19 protein-coding genes and 2 tRNA genes are annotated in these 18,143 nt (G+C 69.6%); 13 read left to right on the top strand and 8 right to left on the bottom strand.

The features are described from left to right. Positions 1-98: 98 nt before the first annotated feature. From IEY21_RS06630 to IEY21_RS06620, 3 genes are all read right to left on the bottom strand, one after another. Positions 99-833: an RluA family pseudouridine synthase gene (locus tag IEY21_RS06630; protein WP_229752935.1), complete on the bottom strand. Its 735-nt coding sequence runs from the start codon at positions 831-833 to the stop codon at positions 99-101. Further along, a complete protein-coding gene (locus IEY21_RS06625; RefSeq protein WP_229752934.1) occupies positions 830-1,420 on the bottom strand; it encodes an NADPH-dependent FMN reductase in 591 nt (196 codons plus the stop codon). The genes IEY21_RS06630 and IEY21_RS06625 overlap by 4 nt, the downstream gene beginning before the upstream one ends. Before the next feature lie 157 nt (positions 1,421-1,577). Beyond that, positions 1,578-1,859, bottom strand: coding sequence for a cold-shock protein (locus tag IEY21_RS06620; RefSeq protein WP_188902605.1), 282 nt, complete (start codon positions 1,857-1,859; stop codon positions 1,578-1,580). A 468-nt stretch (positions 1,860-2,327) separates the two neighbouring features. Between IEY21_RS06620 and IEY21_RS06615 the strand changes: the two genes are divergently transcribed. Beyond that, positions 2,328-2,900: a gamma carbonic anhydrase family protein gene (locus IEY21_RS06615; RefSeq protein ID WP_188902603.1), complete on the top strand. Its 573-nt coding sequence runs from the start codon at positions 2,328-2,330 to the stop codon at positions 2,898-2,900. Next, entirely contained in the window at positions 2,897-3,865 is a 969-nt protein-coding gene (locus tag IEY21_RS06610) for a hypothetical protein (protein WP_229752933.1), read from the top strand. The genes IEY21_RS06615 and IEY21_RS06610 overlap by 4 nt, the downstream gene beginning before the upstream one ends. On the opposite strand, the gene IEY21_RS06605 is transcribed toward IEY21_RS06610, so the two are convergent. Continuing rightward, on the bottom strand, positions 3,847-4,752 hold the full coding sequence (locus IEY21_RS06605) for an SDR family oxidoreductase (RefSeq protein WP_188902601.1): 906 nt from the start codon (positions 4,750-4,752) through the stop codon (positions 3,847-3,849). The genes IEY21_RS06610 and IEY21_RS06605 overlap by 19 nt on opposite strands. A 309-nt stretch (positions 4,753-5,061) precedes the next feature. On the opposite strand from IEY21_RS06605, the gene IEY21_RS06600 reads away from it, so the two are divergent. Continuing rightward, positions 5,062-5,802: an alpha/beta hydrolase gene (locus IEY21_RS06600; protein ID WP_188902599.1), complete on the top strand. Its 741-nt coding sequence runs from the start codon at positions 5,062-5,064 to the stop codon at positions 5,800-5,802. Here the strand turns inward: IEY21_RS06600 and IEY21_RS06595 are convergent. Further along, entirely contained in the window at positions 5,799-6,272 is a 474-nt protein-coding gene (locus IEY21_RS06595; protein ID WP_188902597.1) for a peroxiredoxin, read from the bottom strand. The two genes, IEY21_RS06600 and IEY21_RS06595, sit on opposite strands and share 4 nt — an antisense overlap. Before the next feature lie 48 nt (positions 6,273-6,320). Here IEY21_RS06595 and tilS point away from each other — a divergent pair, with 48 nt between their 5' ends. Beyond that, the gene (gene tilS, locus IEY21_RS06590; protein ID WP_188902595.1) at positions 6,321-7,928 is read left to right on the top strand and encodes a tRNA lysidine(34) synthetase TilS; all 1,608 of its coding nucleotides are present in this window, start codon (positions 6,321-6,323) and stop codon (positions 7,926-7,928) included. Between the two features lie 41 nt (positions 7,929-7,969). Beyond that, positions 7,970-9,169 (top strand): diaminopimelate decarboxylase, encoded by a 1,200-nt coding sequence (gene lysA, locus IEY21_RS06585; RefSeq protein ID WP_373290489.1) that lies wholly within the window; start codon positions 7,970-7,972, stop codon positions 9,167-9,169. Positions 9,170-9,193: 24 nt separating this feature from the next. On the opposite strand, the gene IEY21_RS06580 is transcribed toward lysA, so the two are convergent. Beyond that, positions 9,194-9,826: a phospholipase A2 gene (locus IEY21_RS06580; protein WP_188902593.1), complete on the bottom strand. Its 633-nt coding sequence runs from the start codon at positions 9,824-9,826 to the stop codon at positions 9,194-9,196. Between the two features lie 153 nt (positions 9,827-9,979). On the opposite strand from IEY21_RS06580, the gene IEY21_RS06575 reads away from it, so the two are divergent. Together IEY21_RS06575 and IEY21_RS06570 are read left to right on the top strand one after the other, a co-directional pair. Further along, complete coding sequence (locus IEY21_RS06575; protein WP_188902591.1) at positions 9,980-10,585, top strand: TetR/AcrR family transcriptional regulator; 606 nt, start codon at positions 9,980-9,982, stop codon at positions 10,583-10,585. Positions 10,586-10,797: 212 nt separating this feature from the next. Next, positions 10,798-11,565, top strand: a complete 768-nt coding sequence (locus IEY21_RS06570; RefSeq protein WP_188902589.1) for a TerC family protein — start codon at positions 10,798-10,800, stop codon at positions 11,563-11,565. Between the two features lie 40 nt (positions 11,566-11,605). Here IEY21_RS06570 and IEY21_RS06565 read toward each other — a convergent pair whose 3' ends face one another. After that, positions 11,606-12,568: a DMT family transporter gene (locus IEY21_RS06565; RefSeq protein WP_229752932.1), complete on the bottom strand. Its 963-nt coding sequence runs from the start codon at positions 12,566-12,568 to the stop codon at positions 11,606-11,608. Between the two features lie 169 nt (positions 12,569-12,737). On the opposite strand from IEY21_RS06565, the gene IEY21_RS06560 reads away from it, so the two are divergent. Next, positions 12,738-12,995: an NAD(P)H-dependent oxidoreductase subunit E gene (locus tag IEY21_RS06560; RefSeq protein WP_188902587.1), complete on the top strand. Its 258-nt coding sequence runs from the start codon at positions 12,738-12,740 to the stop codon at positions 12,993-12,995. A gap of 18 nt (positions 12,996-13,013) precedes the next feature. Here the strand turns inward: IEY21_RS06560 and IEY21_RS06555 are convergent, their stop codons facing one another. Then, positions 13,014-14,309, bottom strand: a complete 1,296-nt coding sequence (locus IEY21_RS06555; RefSeq protein WP_308424825.1) for a S41 family peptidase — start codon at positions 14,307-14,309, stop codon at positions 13,014-13,016. A gap of 187 nt (positions 14,310-14,496) precedes the next feature. Between IEY21_RS06555 and IEY21_RS06550 the strand changes: the two genes are divergently transcribed. The 5 genes from IEY21_RS06550 to IEY21_RS06530 all read left to right on the top strand — a co-directional run bounded on the left by IEY21_RS06550 (position 14,497) and on the right by IEY21_RS06530 (position 17,853). Then, positions 14,497-15,657 (top strand): class I SAM-dependent rRNA methyltransferase, encoded by a 1,161-nt coding sequence (locus tag IEY21_RS06550; RefSeq protein ID WP_188902726.1) that lies wholly within the window; start codon positions 14,497-14,499, stop codon positions 15,655-15,657. 46 nt (positions 15,658-15,703) lie between these two features. Further along, complete coding sequence (locus IEY21_RS06545; RefSeq protein WP_188902586.1) at positions 15,704-16,375, top strand: TrmB family transcriptional regulator; 672 nt, start codon at positions 15,704-15,706, stop codon at positions 16,373-16,375. 74 nt (positions 16,376-16,449) lie between these two features. Next, positions 16,450-16,525: transfer RNA gene (locus IEY21_RS06540), tRNA-Ala, on the top strand. 58 nt (positions 16,526-16,583) lie between these two features. Beyond that, positions 16,584-16,660, top strand: a tRNA-Met gene (locus IEY21_RS06535). A gap of 218 nt (positions 16,661-16,878) precedes the next feature. Next, the gene (locus IEY21_RS06530; protein ID WP_188902584.1) at positions 16,879-17,853 is read left to right on the top strand and encodes an aldo/keto reductase; all 975 of its coding nucleotides are present in this window, start codon (positions 16,879-16,881) and stop codon (positions 17,851-17,853) included. The last annotated feature ends 290 nt before the right edge of the window (positions 17,854-18,143 follow it).

Raw genomic sequence — 18,143 nt, 5'->3', positions numbered from 1 at the left:
CAAGGGTGAAAAGCAGCACTGGGGTGGGGACGCCGGAAGAGGGGCCGTGGGGTCCCTCTGGGTGTTCGGAGCTCGTTGGGTGCCCGCCCTCCAGGCGTCTACCCCAGCCCGTCCCAGTACCCCCGCAGGTCTCCGGGCAGGTCCACCTCGGCCACCACCTGTGCCCCGGCCCAGGGAAAGGCGATGCGGGCGGCGTGCAGCGCCTGTCGCGGCAGGCCCAGTCGGGCAGTCAGTTCGGGGGTCTGGCCTGTTTCCATAAAGTCCAGGAAAGCGTCGGGGTCGGCGCCATAGATCTTGTCGCCCACCATCGGCAGGCCCAGGTGAAACAGGTGCGCGCGGATCTGGTGCAGGCGACCCGAACGGGGATACGCCTGGATCAGGGCGTGCCCGGCCCGCCGCTCCAGTACCCGGAAGTCGGTCACAGCAGGGCGCCCGTCTGGAACGACGGCCTGCCGGATGAGCACGCGGTTCGCGCCGCCCAGACCCAGGTCGCCCAGCGGGGCGTCCACGGTACGCCGGTCCCAGTCCGGGGTGCCGCGCACGATGGCCAGATAGGTCTTGCCCACCAGATGGGTCTTGAACAGGGTGAAAAAGCGCCGGGCGGCGTCGGTGTCACGCGACAGGACCTGTGCGCCGCTGGTCTCGCGGTCCAGGCGGTGCGGGGGGGCGAGGGACGGCTCGCCGGTCTCCCGGATCATGAAGCCCAGGACATCGGGCACCTCGGCCCGCGCTCCTGCCCGGACCCGGTGCGTCAGCCACAGCGCCGGTTTGTGGACCACGTAGAAGTCGGGATGTTCCAGAACCACCCGCGGTTTCTCGGCCGGGGCGCTCACAGTTCCCAGACGCTGTGGTAATCGCGCCCCCGCAGCCGCTGCGAGAGGTCCACCGTCCGGTCCACCGTGCGCGCCAGCCGCTCCGAGAGCCATCTGCCCGGCACGCCCGGCGCTTCCCAGTGCGCCGAGGTCGCGTACACGAAATGCGGGTTGATCACGCAGCGAAAGTCGTACATCAGGCCCAGCGCGAAGGCTCCGTGGCTGAGGTAGCCGTGGTCCAGCCCACCCGAGACCAGAAACGTCACCGGTTGGTCAAACCACGCGCCGTGCAGGCCGCGCTCGGTGTCCGAACTGCCGGTGAGTTCCACCAGTGTCCGCGCGCCCGAGCCCAGGCCCCAGTTGTAGACCGGCACGCCCAGCAGCACACCGTCGGCCTCGCGGATGGCCCGGTGGTAGACCTCGGCATTCGGGTGGGCGTAGCAACTGGCGTTGTCGAAGGGGGGCAGCGGGGTGTGCCGCAGGTCCAGGTGGGTGACCGTGTGGCCCGCGTCCTGCAGGTGCCGGGCGGCCAGTTCACACAGCCACACGCTGCGGCTGTCAGGATCGAGACTGGTAGAGAGAACGGCGAACTTCAGGGGCGCGGACATACGCGCAGGCTAGCGTCCCCGCCCGCTGCGGGCACGGTGGGCAGGAGGACGCCACACGCACAACGGAAAGCGGACGCCCGAAAGCGCCCGCCAAGAGAAGATGATGTTGGATGAACTTAAATCTCAGGTTCCCGTCTACAAGAGCGGGGCCTCAGATTTACCAGCGGCTGCCGCCACCACGGTTGCCGCCGCCCATGCCGCCGGTGCTGCCGCCCATAGGAGCGGGAGCGGCGTTGGTCACAACGACATTCTTGGCCTGGGGGCCTTTGTTGCCCTGTCCGGCCTCGACTTCGAACTCGACTTCATCGCCTTCGTTCAGCTTGCGGAAACCGCCGCTCTGAATGGCGCTGTAGTGCACGAACACGTCGGGGTTGCCGGGATGCTCGATGAAGCCGTAACCTTTCTCGACGTTAAACCACTTTACTCGACCTTGAGCCATAACTCTCCTTGCATCTCTAAGTCCGCTGCACCGGTTGACCGCCCTCTGGGCTGACACCGCAATATGGCGCGAGGCTGGAGACTCATGCAGTATCGCATATCCGGAGCATGCTGTGTTCGTATTTGCTGGATGCCCCCGGATTCTAAAGGCCGGATAGACGTCTGGCAGGGGGTTTCTGATCTTTTTGAACTCGGTTGACTTGGCCTGGTGCTCCGCGGACCTCCGGTGAATCGGGAACCAGTCTGGGAACTTGTCCTGAAAGCTCGGCCTGCGAAGTTCGGTGCCGGGACCGGCGTTGTGCGGGCCGGGGGGATGGACAGGTCAACCGGGTGTGATGCCCACGGGGACGCATGCTACGCTGGGGCCCAGTTCATCAGGGTTAAACCCGCTGAGGTGTTTTCGCCAGCGTCCGCTCCGGCTTCCCCAAGTTCCGGGGGCTGGTGGTCACCGCAGCCCACGGAGGATGTCATGGCGCGCTACGCCCTAGAGGGGCATGTTCCTGAAATTCATGCCACGGCCTTTATCGCGCCCAGCGCCGAGCTGATTGGCCGGGTGCAGGTGGCGGCCCAGGCCAGCGTGTGGTTTGGTGCCGTGCTGCGCGGCGATCTGGAGGCCATCACCATCGGGCGCGGCAGCAACGTGCAAGACGGCGCGGTGCTGCACACCGACGAGGGCTGGCCGTGCACGCTGGAGGAGGAGGTCACGGTGGGCCACCGTGCCATTGTCCACGGGGCCAGTTGCGGGCCGGGCAGTCTGGTGGGCATGGGAGCGGTGATGCTCAGCGGGTCCAGTCTGGGTGCCGGGGCCGTGCTGGGAGCGGGCGCCGTGCTGCCCGAGGGTGCCCATGTCCCCGACGGCATGCTGGCCGTGGGCGTGCCGGCCCGCGTCATCCGCTCGGTGCAGGTGGGCGGCAACGCCACGCGCTACATCGAGAATGCCCGGCGGTTTCGCCGCCACCTGCAGCTTGTGGAGGATTCCGGAACCCTGGCGGCACAGGAGAATCCGGTTGCCGGAGTTCCGGAACTCGTGGAGGGTCTGTGAGCGACGAGTTGCGCCGTCCGCCGGCTCCGCCGCCCGCCGCCGGGCCGGACGTCACCGCTGCTCCGCAGGACACGGTGGCCCCACCGGACCCGGTGCCGACCACCGTGGCCCGCGCGACCGCAGGCGGCGTGGGACCCGACCCGGACGCTGAACGCGGCGGAGAAGCCCACAGCGATACCCGGGGCAGCGACGACCTTGCGGAGCTGATTCCGGTCCTCAGCCCCATGTTTCCGGGAGCCGCGCCCTTCCTGGCCCGCTTTCTGCCCCACTCTCCGGCCACGCACGCCGGCCTGAACGAGAGCTTCTGCGACCTGCACGCTTTTTTCAAGTATCTGCACGAGCACTCGTGGTACGGCTACCTGCACGCCCAGCTTGGGGACCAGAGCGCCTATGTGCTGCTGTTCGAGGGCCGCACCGTGACGGCCGCCGCCGGCAGCGCCACCGGGGAACAGGCCCTGGGTGAACTGCTCAACCTCTACGAGCAGGGAGCTTCCCTGAGTGCGCATCCGTTGCCGGCGGCCCACGCCCACCTGCTGAGCGGAATCGGTTCGCGCGCGTGGAAGTTCAACCTGACCGAGGATTTCACCGGCCTGCATGCCCGGCCGACCGGGGCCATCTTCTACCTGCGCGGAGAGATCGTGGCGACCCTGCCTGCCGGTCTGCCCTACGAGGGAGCGTTTCCGGCTCCGCTGCGCCCCCAGACCCTGATTCTGCCGCGCAGTCTGGCCGGCTGGGCGCACCGCCACTATACCCTGACCCTGCGCGGCAAGGACGCCATGAACGCCATTACCAGCGTCTACCAGGGCTTCCGCAGTGAATACGGAGCGGTGGGCCTGGGCTTCCTGCGGGCCCTGGGCGAGCAGCTGACGCCCGCCGAGTACGCCATGCGTTCGGACGCCGCGCTGCACGATTTAGAACCCATGATCGGCAGTTTCCTGAAGACGGGTTACATCCGCTCGGGGTAGGGGCGCTCCCCGCTGGGGTCGGGCAGCGACACGGTGGCCTCCTCGCGGTCCGGGGCATCCTGCTCCAGATACGCCTCGCTCAGCTGCCACAGCCGCAACGCCGCGCCGTCATCAAGGGCCTGCGGAGCGGGGGCCGTCTCGCGCGATTCGGCAAAGTAGCGCCCCGAGACCCGGATGTCGTCCGCCGCCAGATGCACGCTGGTCTGGGCGCCCTGTTCGGGCGTGATGGCAAAGCGGTCCACCACTCCGTACAGCCGGCTGGTCAGGCCGCCGTTGTTGTGGGCAAACCCGGTGGCAACCATGCCGGGGTGCAGGCTGTTGCTCTGCAGCCCCGGTTCGCGCCGGGCAAGTTCGCGGGCAAACAGGACGTTGGCCAGTTTGCTCTGGGCATAGGCGGCCCAGCCGCTGTATCCCCGGCGGAATTCCGGATCATCAAAATGAATGCGGCCCATGGCGTGGGCGCCCGAGGCCACCGTCACGACCCGGGGGGCCTCTCCCCGGCGCAGCAGGGGCAGCAGCTCCCGGGTCAGCAGAAAGGGGGCGAGGTGATTGAGGGCCCAGGTCATCTCGGTACCGCCGCGGTTTTCCTGGCGCGTGCTGTACATCGCCCCGGCGTTGTTGATCAGGACATCCAGTGCTCCGGCGCGGTCGCGGAACTCCGCGGCGGCCCGCCGGACCTGCGCCGGTTCGGACAGGTCGGCGATCAGCGTACCGGCCGCCCCGATCTCTGCGGCGACGCGCAGGGTTCTGTCGAGGTCCCGGCCCACGATGGTGACCTGTGCGCCCCGGCGGGCCAGGTCGCGCGCCGTGATTCGCCCGATGCCTCCGGTGGCCCCGGTGATCAGGACCGTGCGGCCCTGCATGGTTGCGGTGGTGTCTTTGCTCATGGGCGCAGCATACGGGGCCGCGAAAGGCGGGGACGGCGACGCCGCCTACAGGCCACGCTCCACGGCCACTGGGCGCAATAAAGACGAGGCTGAATCGATTTTGATCCGCCCCGTCGCGCTGCGAACTTCACTCGGTTCGCATCTGAGTTGTGCGCTATGAATGTAGTTTAGCCCCTCTGCCGTCACAGGCTTGTCACAGCCAGATGAGAGCGGATTTACCCTTTGTTGACCCTTGGGCCGGTGGACCAGCCGGCGAAGGACTGGGGGCGAGACGGGCGGCAACAGGACCGGGGATGGCACAATCGGCGCATGGAACAGTTTGCGCAGTTCAGCGTGGAGGGGCAGCGGCTGTACGGCATGCTGCATACGCCCGATACGCCCGCGCCGGAATCCGGCTGGCCCTCGGTGGTGCTGGTTCACGGCTTTACTGGCAACCGCAGCGAGCACCACCGCCTGTTCGTGCGGCTGTCGCGGCTGCTCGCGGCCCGGGGCATCGCCAGCCTGCGCTTTGACTGCCGGGGCAGCGGCGACTCGCAGGGGGAATTCGAGGAGATGACGGTGACCCGCGAGGTCGAGGACACCGCCGCCGCCTGCGCCTACCTGCGCCGCCAGCCGGGCGTGGACCCCGAACGGGTGATGCTGCTGGGGTACAGCATGGGAGGCATGGTGGCGGCGCTGGCCGCCCGGGACGTGCGGGCCCACCGGCTGCTGCTGTGGGCCCCGGCCCTGGCCGAGGCGTGGTTGCCGCTGATGCGCGGCGGCCTGTTGCCCCCCGGCGTGACCGACGCGGACGGCTGGCCGGTGGGCCGCGCCTTCTTGCAGGAACTGCCCCGGCTGCGTCCGCTGGAGGCCGCCGCCGCCTGGGGCGGGGTGGCCCATGTGCTGCACGGCGACGCCGACGTGGTCTGTCCGCCCGAGTGGGGCGTGCGGTATGCGGCGGCGCTGGGCTGTGACGCGGTGGCCATTCCCGGCGGCACCCACAACTTCACCAGCCTGGAGACCACCGACATGCTGTACAGCCAGACGCTGCGTTTTTTGAGGGGGGGCTAGGACTGCCCGGCCCCGCTGCGCCGACGCAATTCGTTCAGTGCCGCCGCAGCGTGGGTGGCGGGATCGGCGCCGCGGTGGATATGGGCCAGCGTGCCCTGGGGATCGATCAGAAAAGTAACGCGCGCACTCAGGCCCAGCCACGCTCCCAGGCCGCCCGGCACCCCGTAGGCCCGCGAGATCCGGCGCGTTCCGTCGGGCAGCAGGGGATACGACAGCCCGCAGCGCTCGCGGAAGCTGGCCTGCCGCGCCTCGGTATCGCCGCTGACGCCGACCACCTGTGCGCCCAGCCGCGTGAACTCCGGCAGCGCGGCCTCCAGTCCCTGGGCCTGAACCGAGCAGCCCGGGGAAGCGGCCCGAGGGTAGAACGACAGCACCACCCACCGGCCACGCAGGTCACGCAGGCGGACCATGCGCCCGTCGTCGCTGCGGCTCTCGAAGTCGGGGGCCGGCTGTCCGGCGCGGAGAAACATGCGCTCCATTGTACTGGCGACCGCAAACCGGGGCCGTAAACTGGGGCCGTGTCGCCGTTGATTCGTTTCCTCGCGCCCTACGCGGGACAGGTGGTGGTGCTGGGCGTCTCGGGCGGCGCGGACTCGGTGGCGCTGTTGCGGGGCCTGCTGCTTGCCGGAGCACGTCCGGTGGCCGTTCATCTGGACCACGCCCTGCGTCCCGAGTCGGCCGAGGATGCCGGGTGGGTCGCCGCGCTGGCCGGGGCCCTGGAAGTTCCCTACCACGGGGCGCGGGTGGATGTGGGGGTGGTGGCCGCGCGGCGCGGCTGGAATCTGGAAGACGCCGCCCGCCGGGTGCGCTACGACCTGCTGGGCCGCGTGGCCCGCGAGCACGCGGCCACGGCGGTCCTGACTGCCCACACCCGCCGCGATCAGGCCGAGACGGTGCTGATGGAGGTGCTGCGCGGCGAGGGCGTGATCCAGGGGATTCCGTCGGTCCGGGGCCGGGTCCAGCGCCCATGGCTGGCCGTGGCGCGCCCGGAGGTCGAGGCCTTTTTGCGCGACCTGGGCCAGGGCTGGCGCGAGGACGCCTCCAACGCCGACCCGCGTTTTACCCGCGCGTGGCTGCGCCGTGAGGTGATGCCGGTCCTGAGCGCCCGCTTTCCGGGGGTCGAGGCCGCGCTCGCCCGGCTGGCCCACCACGGAGCCGAGGATGACGCCGCGCTGGAGGCCCTGGCTGCCCGCCTGACCCTCCACGCGCCCCTGCGGGGACAGCCGGAGGCGGTGCTGCGCCGCTGGGTGCGCCGGCAACTGCAGGCCGCCGGGCTGGAATTCCATACCAGCCACCTGCAGGGGCTCGCGCGGGCGCTGGCGGACGGCCAGACCGCGCACCTTACCCTGCCCGGCGCGCGCGACGTGACCGTGACGGCGGGTCGGCTGGACCTGGGGGACAGCCAGGCCACATCACCCGCCGCCGAAGCTGAGTTTGCGCTGCCACCCGGCTGGCACCGGCGCCAGCGCATGCCGGGAGACCGCATCCGGCTGCCGGGGGGAACGCGCAAGCTCAGCGACGTTCTGACCGACCTGAAGGTGCCGCGGGGCGTGCGCGACGCCGTGCCGCTGCTCGTGTCCGGTGACGGGGTGCAGTGGGTGGGCCTGAATCCAGCGGTCTGGGCGGTCGGGGCACGGGAAACGGTGGGTGCGGCGCCCGGGCCCTGGCACACGGCGATGGGCGAGGCGCTGACCCTGGCCCGCCTGTCGGCGCAGGAAGGAGAGGTGCCGGTGGGAGCGGTGGTGCTGGGGCCGGACGGCGCGGTGGTGGGGCGCGGTCGCAACACCTCGCGCGCCGACGGGGACATGACCCGCCACGCCGAACTCGCCGCGCTGAGGGAGGCGGCGGTCACGCTGGGCACGCCGTACCTGGGAGACTGCACGCTGGTGGTCACGCTGGAACCCTGTCCGATGTGTCTGGGCGCGGCGCTGGAAGCGCGGGTGGGTGCCGTGGTCTACGGCGCCGCCAACCCGAAAGCGGGGGCGCTGGGCGGGGTCAGCGATCTGCTGGGCCACCGCTGGGGCCACGCGCCCGCGGTCACGGGCGGCGTCCGCGCCGGAGAAGCGGCCCGGCTGCTCCGGGACACCTTCCGGGGGCTCCGGGAAAGGGCACAGGCCCGGAGCTGAGGAGGATGCCTTAGGCCGCCCCAGCCTCTACACTCGCAGCCGTGAGCGCCTCCCTGTCTCCTGCCGCCCGGACCCCGTCTGTCGCCCGCATTCCCGCCGCCGCGCTGCACGACGCTGCCGGGCGCTTCGGCACACCGCTGTACGTCTACAACGCCGCCGAACTGGACGCCGCCGTGGCGCGGGTGCAGGCCGCCTTCGGAGACGCACGGGTGTACTACGCCATGAAGGCGAACCCCAACCTGAGCGTGCTGCGCCGTCTGTTTGCGGCCGGGGTGGGCTTCGAGTGCGTCAGTCCCGGCGAAATTGCCCGCGCCGAACACGTGGGGGCGGCAGGCGACGCCCTGCTGGTCAACGGGCCGGCCAAGTCGGACGCGGAATACGCGGCGGGCGGGCGGCTGGGGGCCACCTTCATCGTGGACCGCGCCGGGGAGGCCCCACTGCTGCCCCCCGGGTCACGGGTGCTCGTGCGGGTGAATCCGGCCCTGGCGGTCAGCACCCACGACCACCTCGCAACCGGCGCGGCGAACAGCAAGTTCGGGGTGACGCCCGAGCAGGTGCCGCCGCTGCTGGACGCCCTGCGTGCGGCCGGGCACACCCCGCTTGGCCTGCATGTTCACATCGGCAGCGCGATCCGCGACGCCCACGACTTCACGGCGGCCTTCGGGCGGCTCGCCGAGCTGCGTCCCCACACCGGTCCGCTGGCCGTGCTGGACGCGGGCGGCGGCTGGGGGCTGGACGCCGATCTGCCGGGCATCGCCCGCGAGGCCTGGGCCGCCGCCCACGCTTTCGGAGCGCAGCTGTGGGTCGAGCCGGGCCGTTACCTCGTCGCGCGGGCCGGCACGCTGCTCACGCGGGTGGTGGGGACCAAGCGCACCGGGCGTGACTTCTGTCTGGTGGACGCAGGCATGACCGAACTGATGCGGCCGATGCTGTACGGCGCGGTTCATCCGGTGACCGCTGTCGGTAAGGCGGCTGTGGATGAGGCAGCAGGCGAGGTCGGCCTCTGGGATCTTGCCGGCCCCGCCTGCGAAAGTGGCGACGTGCTTGCCCGCGATGTGCCGCTGCCTGCCCCGCAGCGCGGTGACCTGCTCGCCATCGGCGAGGCCGGGGCCTACGGGGCGGCCATGAGCAGCAGCTACCTCACGCGCTCCCGCCCCGCCGAGGCGCTGTGGGACGGCAGCGACTGGACGCTGATCCGCCGCCGCGAGACGCCGCAGGACGTGTGGGCAATGGAACTCTGAGCGGCGTCTCGGTGGGCTGACCGTCTAGAAGCTGTCGTCACCCCCGACCCGGACTCCCTGGTAGTACGCATAGGCGGCGCTGTAACACGCCGGACGCTTGTACCAACTCTTGGCCGCGCAGATGCTCTTCATGTTGGTGTAGAAGGCCTCGTCGGTGGTCTTGCGGTTGGCGCTGGTCCGCTCGTACACCTTGAGGTTGCGGTAGCCGAAGTCGTGAACATTGCACGCGGGCCTGAAGTCCTCGCGGTAGCCCAGGCCCAGGCCGTCGGGGGCGCTGCAGCCGTCGCGGGTCCAGTCCAGGCCCGGATACGGCTGGCCGGTAAAGGCGTAGGCCGCGTACTGGGCATTGTAATTGCCCACGGTTCCCCAGCCGGTGCGCTTGACATACGCCAGCCGGTCGCTGTTCAGGTCCAGACCCGTGATGGCGGGTGCGGCGGGCAGCGTCAGGGTGCCGGGACGCTCGCCGTAGGCTTCCTGCAGGGCGGCGAGCAGGCCCGGATCGTTGCCGTAGCGCTGCAGGATGGCCTGGCTGCCCGCGTCCTGCAGTTCCGGGCGCTGGGCGTAGGCGGCGGGGGCCGTGACGGCCTGAGGGGGCGTCTGACCACAGGCCATCAGGGTGAGGGACAGCGCGGCGGCGGGCAGCAGGATTTGACGCATACAGGCTCCTGAAAGGGGAGGAGAGATGGAGGAGGGCAGGCCGGGGTCTGGCCCACAACTGGGTTGTGTCTTCGTGCGTATGGTAAACCCCGGACCCTGCGGACGGAAAGGTGGGCCGGGCTGACAATGGGGGTATACGGGTCTGCGGGTATCATGAAAGGCGTGACCGTGCCCTCCAGCTCCGCTTCTGCCCCGTTGCCCGAAACCACCCGCGCCCGCATCGGGCAGGAGGCGGCTCGGCTGTTCGTGGCAAGCGGGTACCACGGCGTGTCCATGCGCGAGGTCGCCGAGGCGGTGGGCGTGACCAAGCCCGCGCTGTACCACCACTACGCCGACAAGGAATCGCTGTTTCTGGCGATGCTCGACGGCGCGCTGGCCGGGCTGGCCCGCCTGATCGAACACGCCGCGGCCCAGAGCGGCCTCTCGGCGCAGCTGGATACGCTTGTCAGCGAGCTGGTGGACAGTGCCCCCGAGCAGCGCCTGGGATTGCAGCTGGCCTCGGAGTTGCGGCATGTCTCGCCCGAACGCCGCCGCAGTTTCGAGACCGAGTACCGCCGTGTGTGGATGGGCGGGCTCAGCGCCCTGTTCGAGGCCGCCGCCGCCCGCGGCGAGCTGCGCGCCGACCTGCCGCCACCGGTCCTGACCCGCGCGTTCCTGGCCCTGATCTACCCGCTGGTGACGGGCACGCCGCCCGCCGATCCGCAGGGCACGGCGCGGGCGCTGCTCTCGGTGTATCTGGACGGCGCCAGGCCGCGCTGAGGGCCATTTCGGGCGGCCGGGGATGGCGGGTGGTGTGCGGCGTGCGGTGTCAAACCTAAAGGCCCTTCATCCAGGCGGCATGAACGGTGGTCTGTTTCTCACGGACCATGACGCATAACACGCCGTCAGGGGCGTGCCTCGTGACACACACGACTGGTTGCCAGCGCGGTTCCTGTTCGCGCTTCTCTGGACCCGTGAGGTACTGACCTGTCATGGAAAGTCTGTTTGGCTGGGTGACCCAGCCCGAAGCGTGGCTCGCCTTTGCCACCCTGTTGATGCTGGAAATTGTGCTGGGCATTGACAACGTGATCTTTATTTCTATTCTGGCGGCCAAACTGCCCCCTGAGCAGCGGCAGCGGGCACGCACCGTGGGTCTGCTCGGGGCCATGCTGATGCGGCTGGCGCTGCTGTTCTCCATCGCCGTCATCTACCGCCTGCAAGATGATGTGTTGCGGGTGTTCGGCATGGGGTTTTCGGGGCGCGACCTGATCCTGCTGTTCGGCGGGCTGTTCCTGCTGTACAAGGCCGTCAGGGAGATGCACGAGCAGCTCGAAGGCCCCGGCTCACACGAAGTGGGGGTGGGAGGCGCGGTGTCGGCGAGCTTCGCGGCGATCATCGCGCAGATCATGGTGCTCGACATCGTCTTCAGCCTGGATTCAGTGATCACGGCGGTGGGCATGGCCGACGACATTGGTGTGATGGTCAGCGCCGTGGTCCTGACCGTGCTGATCATGCTGGTCGCCGCGCGGCCCATCGGGGACTTTGTGCAGGCGCACCCCACGGTCAAGATGCTGGCGCTGGCCTTCTTGCTTCTGATCGGCGTGAACCTGATTGCCGACGGCCTGGGCTTCAAGATTCCCAAGGGCTACACGTACTTCGCCATGGGCTTCGCCATCGGCGTGGAACTGCTGAACCTGCGGGCGCGCAGGGGCCGAGCGGTGGAACTGCACGGGTCGGGCCGTCAGCCGGACGCAAACTGAGCCGACCGCACCCCCGGGCCCGATACCTTCAGACCGAAATTCAGGACGCCTTCCCCGTGAGGGCGTCCTGCTCTGTCTCCCGGGCGCTCCGGTCCGTTTTCGGCCAGTTCGCCAGCGTTCCTCCGGCGAGAATGATCCCGGCGACACCCCAGACACTGGGCGGCAGCCGCTCGTGCAGCAACGCGGCGCTCAGGACCAGCGCCACCACCGGGGCCAGCGCCTGCCACACGCTGGTGCGGGCCGCTCCCAGCACCTGTGCGCCGCGTGCCCAGGCTAAGTAGGCCACCACATTGGCCCCCAGGGCGCTGAACAGCACGCCCACCCACGCGAGCAGCGGCGCGCCCGTGCCCGCCTCTGTGCCCAACTGCAGGTGCGGCAGCGCGTACAGCAGGTACGGCACACTACCCAGCACCAGACTGAAGGCCACGAAGGGCAGGGCCCCCAGCCGCGCCGACAGCGGACGGTTGAACAGCGTGTACAGCGCCCAGATCACGGCGGCGCCCACCAGCCACAGCAGCCCCGCAGGCGTAACGGCCACCCCCGGCGCACGGGTGAGCAGCAGCAGGCCCAGCAGTCCGGCAAACGCCACGCCCACCCCCAGCCCCTGACGGCGGGTAAAGCGCTGGCCCAGCAGCAGGCCCAGTGGCAACACCAGCACCGGCACCAGTCCGTTGACCAGTCCCGCCACCCCCGCCGGATTCAGCCGGATGCCGGTCAGAAAGGTCGCCTGAAACAGCGTGTTGCCCAGCAGCCCCACACCGGCCACCGTGAACCAGGTCCGCGCGTTCCAGCGCGGCCAGCCGTGGGCGCGCACGGCCAGCGTCATCAGCACCGCTCCTGCGATGAGCATGCGCCCGGTGTTGGTGGTCTCGGGATTCAGCACCCCCAGCACGGCCTTGAGGACCACCACGTTGGCTCCCCACAGGCAGATGGTGATCAGAACGCCCAGCAGCGCCTGCCGGGTCTGCTGTTCGGTGGGGGGTGAAGAAACGGGCGCAGTCACGCCGCCGAGCATACGCCCCCCGGTCATTTGCAATGGGTCATCTGGAACGGGTCCTCCGGGCGCCGGCCAGCCGGAAGCAGGCCAGCCGTTAGCAGGCCAGCCGTTAGCAGGCCAGCCGTTAGCATGGCCGGACCCGCCCCCCGTTTCCCTCATCGCCCCAGGAGCGCCCATGCCCATCACCCGTCTGGAAATCTGCAACGAACACCTCACCGTGGATCAGCGCGAGGCGCTGCTGGACGCCGTCTGGGCGGCCCTGCGGATCAGTCCCGGTATGGTCACGGCAGACGGCAACGTGGAGCTGGCCCTGTCGCAGTGCGGCCCCGCCGTCCGTGCCGAGGACGCCCCGCTGGTGCGGGTGGACGGACAGGAGTACACCAATGTCACGCCGGCCTTGCTCGTTACCCTGCTGCGGCGCTGGGCCCGCTGAAGTTCGGTCGGGTCCGCGTCAGCGTTCGCTCCCGCTCGGCCCCCCCGCCGAGCGGGGGTCCAGCGTGCCCAGCGCCGCTTCCAGGGTCAGGTCGCGGCCCTGCTCGGTCAGCGCCCGCAGGTCGGTCGGGGCCAGCACGTCGGGCGTGATGCGGTCGGGCAGCGGCTGATCGGCCTCGTTGAAGGCGCGCAGCACCGTCACCGAGACCACGCCGCCGTCGGGCAGCGCATCGAACACCACGCCGCTGTTGCCCACCCCACGGGTCGGTTCGCCCACCGCGACCGCGCCCGCCCGACGGGCGTAGTAGGTAAAGACCTCGGCGCACGAGGCGGTGTTCGGTCCCACCAGAATGGCGGACGGGCCCTTCCAGACCGCGCTGCCGGGCGGAGCGATCTGGCGGTCCAGAAAACGGCCCGACTGCCCGTTCAGGCCGGTGTAGCGGTAGGTGGCCACCGCCTGACCCCGGCGGGTCTGCGAGCGGTACTCGACCGGCGCGAACACGCTGGCGGCAGCCACACATTCGTTCAGGCTGCCGCCGCCGTTGTAGCGCAGGTCCACGATCAGGCCCCTGGCCCCCCCCGAGATCGCCTCGCGCACCCGCGTCAGGAAGAGTGCGGCGGCGTCCTGCGACAGGAAGGACGGATACGAGATCACCGCCACCTTGCCGTCCATGCCGGCCCAGGCCAGCGTGGGCACGTCGCGCGCCTGCAGGCGGCGGGTGCTCAGGATCAGGTTCAGCGGGACGGTGGCGGCCCGCATGACGCTCACGCGGATGGGCTGCGCGGCCCGTTCCAGCCGGATGAACTCGCCGGGGCCAACCGGGGCGTTCTCGCTGCCGCGCTTGCCCGCCGCCTCGCCGTTCACGGTGGTGAGCAGGTCAAAGACCCGCAGCCCTTCTTCCTCGGCCGGGCTGCCGGGCATCACCGACACCACGAGCAGCCCGCCCTCGACCCGCACCACCCGCGCCCCGGTGCGCTGCACGGCCAAGTCCTGCGTGACCTCGCGCAGCCGCTCGGCTCCCTCCGGATCACGGACATTGGTGTGGGCGTCCCCGAATTCCTTGAACAGGTCGCCCAGGACCTCGCGGCCGGTGGCGTAGGAGCAGGCCTCGCCCTCGGGCGCACACTTCACGCGCAGCATGGCGCCGTACTTCTCGCTCAGGACGCGCAGATCGGCCGTGGACCAGCCGTAGTACTCGCGCGTGACCTGCTCGGTCGCGGCCCGGAACAGCTCGCTGGCCGGACTCGCGCCCGCGATGGAGAGGGCGAGCAGCAGGGCCGCAGGAAGGACACGGAACAGCCGGATTGTGGGCACGCCCCAGGGTAACGCGGGGCCGGTGGGGGCAATGGGGGAGGCGCTCTCAATCTGCCTGAACCGGGGGGGCGGTCTTGCCGCGGCCACGCACCCGCCGACCAGGGTTACAGGCCCGTTCCTGCGCCTGCGCTAGCCTGGAGCCGTGAAGTCCGTTCCTGTCAAGAAGGCCACGAGCAAGGCCGCCAGCGTGACCCTCCAGCCCGCCGCCGTCCGGCGCATTGCCGGGCGCTACCCCTTTGGCCACAGCGGCGACATCGCCGACGCCGACGCGGGCATCGCTCCGGGCGAGGTCGTGGATGTCAAGGCCCCCGGCGGGCAGTTCGTCGCGCGCGGCTACTTCAACCCGGAGGGCGCGACCCCACTGCGGCTGCTGACCTGGGAGCGCGAGGACATTGACCTGAAATTCTACCGCGCCCGCGTTCGCTCGGCCCTGAAACGCCGTGCCGGACGCATCCTGAACACCGACGCCCTGCGGGTGCTGCACGCCGAGGCCGACGGCATGCCGGGCGTGGTTGCCGATCAGTTCGGCGCGGTGCTGGCCGTACAGCTGCGCAACGCGGGCGTCGAGCGCCACCGCGACTTGATTCTGAAGGCGCTGCGCGAGGAGACGGGAGCGGCGTGTGCCTACGAGCGCAGCGACACCGGCGAGCGCCGCCGTGAGGGGCTGGAGCTGAAGACCGGGCCGCTGTGGGGCGACCTCCCCGAGCGCGTGACCTTCCATGAAGATGACCTGACGCTGCACTTTGCCCCCATGGAAGCCCAGAAGACCGGTTTCTTTCTGGATCAGCGCGACAACCGCCGCCTGATGCGGTCTCTGGTCACCCCGGGCATGGGCTTTCTGGACGTGTATTCGTACACCGGGGGTTTCAGCCTGCACGCGGCCAGGGCCGGAGCGAACAGCGTGGCGGTGGACAAGGATCAGACCGCGCTGGCGGCGCTGGAGGGGGCCGCGCGGACCAACGGCGTGCAGGTGGGCGTGCGCTGGGGCGACGCGCTGGACGTCCTCGCGGCCCTGGAGCGCGAGAAACGCAGTTTCGGGGCCGCCGTGCTGGACCCGCCCACCCTGGCCAAGCGCCGTGACGACGTGCCGCGTGCCAAGCGCATCTTCACCCAGGGCGCGGCCCACGCGCTGCGGATGCTCACGCCGGAAGGCCACCTGCTGATCAGCACCTGCGCCCACTACATCCGGGTGGACGATCTGCTGGACGCCGCCCGCGTGGCCGCCGCCGAGGCCGACTGCGACGCAGAGGTGGTGGACGTCACATACCAGCCCGCCGACCACCCGCACCTGCTGAGCGTGCCCGAGAGCCTGTACCTCAAGAGCATCCTGCTGCGCAAGCAGGGCTGAGGGCCACGGACGCCGTGCCCCCGCCATCCCTTATGCTGGCGAACAGATGAGCGCCGTGATTCACCTGCAAGCGTTGGGCCTGACCGAATATGAAGCCCGCGCATATACCGCGCTGCTCGCCCTGGGCCGTGCCGTTCCGGCCCGTGTGGCGCGGCAGGCGGGCATCCCCCGTCCCAAGATCTACGAAACGCTGGAGCGTCTGGAGGGCCGCGGGCTGGCCGCCAAGGTGGGGCAGAACCCGCTGGAATACGCGCCCCTGAGCGCCCGCGAGTACCTGGCCCGCGCCCGCCGCTCCTTTGACGACCGGCTGGGGGCACTGGACCGTGACCTCTCGCGCCTGGCCCCCGACCCCGCCCCCGAGGCGGTGTACCACCTGTACGGCGAGGCCGCCATCCGCAGCCTGTGCGAGGACCTGACCCTGAATGCCCGGCACAGCCTGTACATAGCCGGGGAGGCCAGCTTTGCCGAGCATCTCGAGCGCCTGACCCCACGAGGCGTGGAGCTGCGCCGCAGCCACCTTACCGGTCTGCCCGGCATCGCCGCCGAGGGGCAGCGGGCGTTTTTGCTCGCCCGTGACGGAGAGGCGGCCCTGATCGCCCACTTCATCGTCGAGGGCGGGGTGGGCGACCCGCACGGCGTCCACACGCACAATCCGGTGATCATTCACCTGATCGAGGGCTACGTCAATCTGGCGTCTCTTCAGGCCGCATCGGGGTGACCGGCGGCCCCCCGTTGACAAGATGGGGGACCGCTGTTAACCTAGCTGAGCCTTGAGAGAGGCGAAAGAAATCTGGGGCTGTGGCGCAGTTGGGAGCGCGTCTGAATGGCATTCAGAAGGTCAGGGGTTCGAATCCCCTCAGCTCCACCAGATGCCCCGCCGCAGTGCGGGGCGACTTTTTAAGTCTGTGCCTCAGGCACAGCGCTCCGGCGATGTAGCTCAGCTGGTTAGAGCGAACGACTCATAATCGTTAGGTCCGCGGTTCAAGTCCGCGCATCGCCACCAAATGGAGAATCCTGTCCTAGACGGGGTTCTTTTTTTTAGGTTGTGCCGCTTTGCGTGTGGCGGGGCGGGAATCGTTCGCTCCCGCCGTGTTCAGGAGAAAGGCGTTGGCCGGCGCTCTGGGGGTATGGGCTGCCATTCCCCTGCCGCGCGCAACTCAGAAGGCCGGTCCAAGTCCCTCCTCACCGCCCGGGGTGCTGGCCAGGGCTACAGTTCCGGGCATGGACTATGTTCGGCTGGGCAACAGCGGTCTCAAGGTCTCGCGCATCGCCCTGGGCACCATGACCTACGGTGACCCGGAGTGGCGTCCCTGGGTCCTCGGGGAGGAGGAGAGCCGCCCCTTTATCCAGCGGGCGCTGGAACTCGGCATCAACTTCTTTGATACCGCCGACATGTACAGCGTGGGCCGCAGCGAGGAGGTCGTGGGCCGCGCCCTGAAGGACTTTGCCCGGCGCGATCAGGTCATCATCGCCACCAAGGTCTTTAACGCGATGGGACCGGGTCCCAATGACCGGGGCCTGTCGCGCAAGCACGTCATGGACGCGGTGCAGGCGAGTCTGAAACGACTGGGCACCGATTACATCGACCTGTATCAGATCCACCGCTTCGATCCGGAGACGCCGCTGGAAGAGACCCTGGAGGCGCTGCACGATCTGGTCAAGCTGGGCATGGTGCGCTACATCGGGGCGAGTTCCATGCTCGCGTATCAATTCGCCCGCAGCCTGTACTTGGCCGACCTGCGCGGCTGGACCCGCTTCGTGTCCATGCAGAACCATTACAACCTGGTCTACCGCGAGGAAGAGCGCGAGATGATGCCGCTGTGCCGCGAGGAGGGGATTGGCGTGATTCCGTGGAGCCCGCTCGCCCGCGGCTTTCTGGCCGGCAACCGCCGGGGTGGGGAGGCGCGGACCACCCGTGCAGGCAGCGATCCCTTCGCCGACCGGCTGTACCAGACCGAGGGCGACTATGAGATCGCCGACCGCGCCGCGCAGGTAGCCGAGCGCTTAGAGGTCACCCCGGCCCAGGTGGCGACCGCGTGGTTGCTCGCTCAGCCGGGTGTGAGCGCGCCGATCATCGGGGCGAGCAAGATGCCGCATCTGGAACAGGCGGTTGCTGCACTGTCGGTACGCCTTTCGTCCGAGGACATGAAGCAACTGGAAGAACCGTACCGGCCGCATCCAGTGCTGGGCATCTGAAGCGCTGGCCCTGACTGAGTCCATCTGTGGTCAGGGCTGCCGCGCGGGGGCCGTGAGGTTGGACCTGAGGTCTTGCGCCAGAAGGGTTCAGCGCGGGGAAACAGGGAACATGGCAAAAGAAGAAGGCGACCCGCAGGCCGCCTTTGATTTCTTAAAGATAGCGTGGAATGCAGGGCAAGTCAAGATATGCATCTGGAATCCGGGGGGTAGCCGTCGCCGGACAGCCGGCCGGCCGGCCCAGACGGTGTTGACACCCCGCAGACCGGTCGGTGGGCGGTGACTTCCGTTGC

Source organism: Deinococcus aerophilus, from assembly GCF_014647075.1.
GTDB classification, from domain to species: domain Bacteria; phylum Deinococcota; class Deinococci; order Deinococcales; family Deinococcaceae; genus Deinococcus; species Deinococcus aerophilus.
Note: the sequence above shows the minus strand (reverse complement) of the source record. Positions and strands in the feature narration are given on the sequence as shown.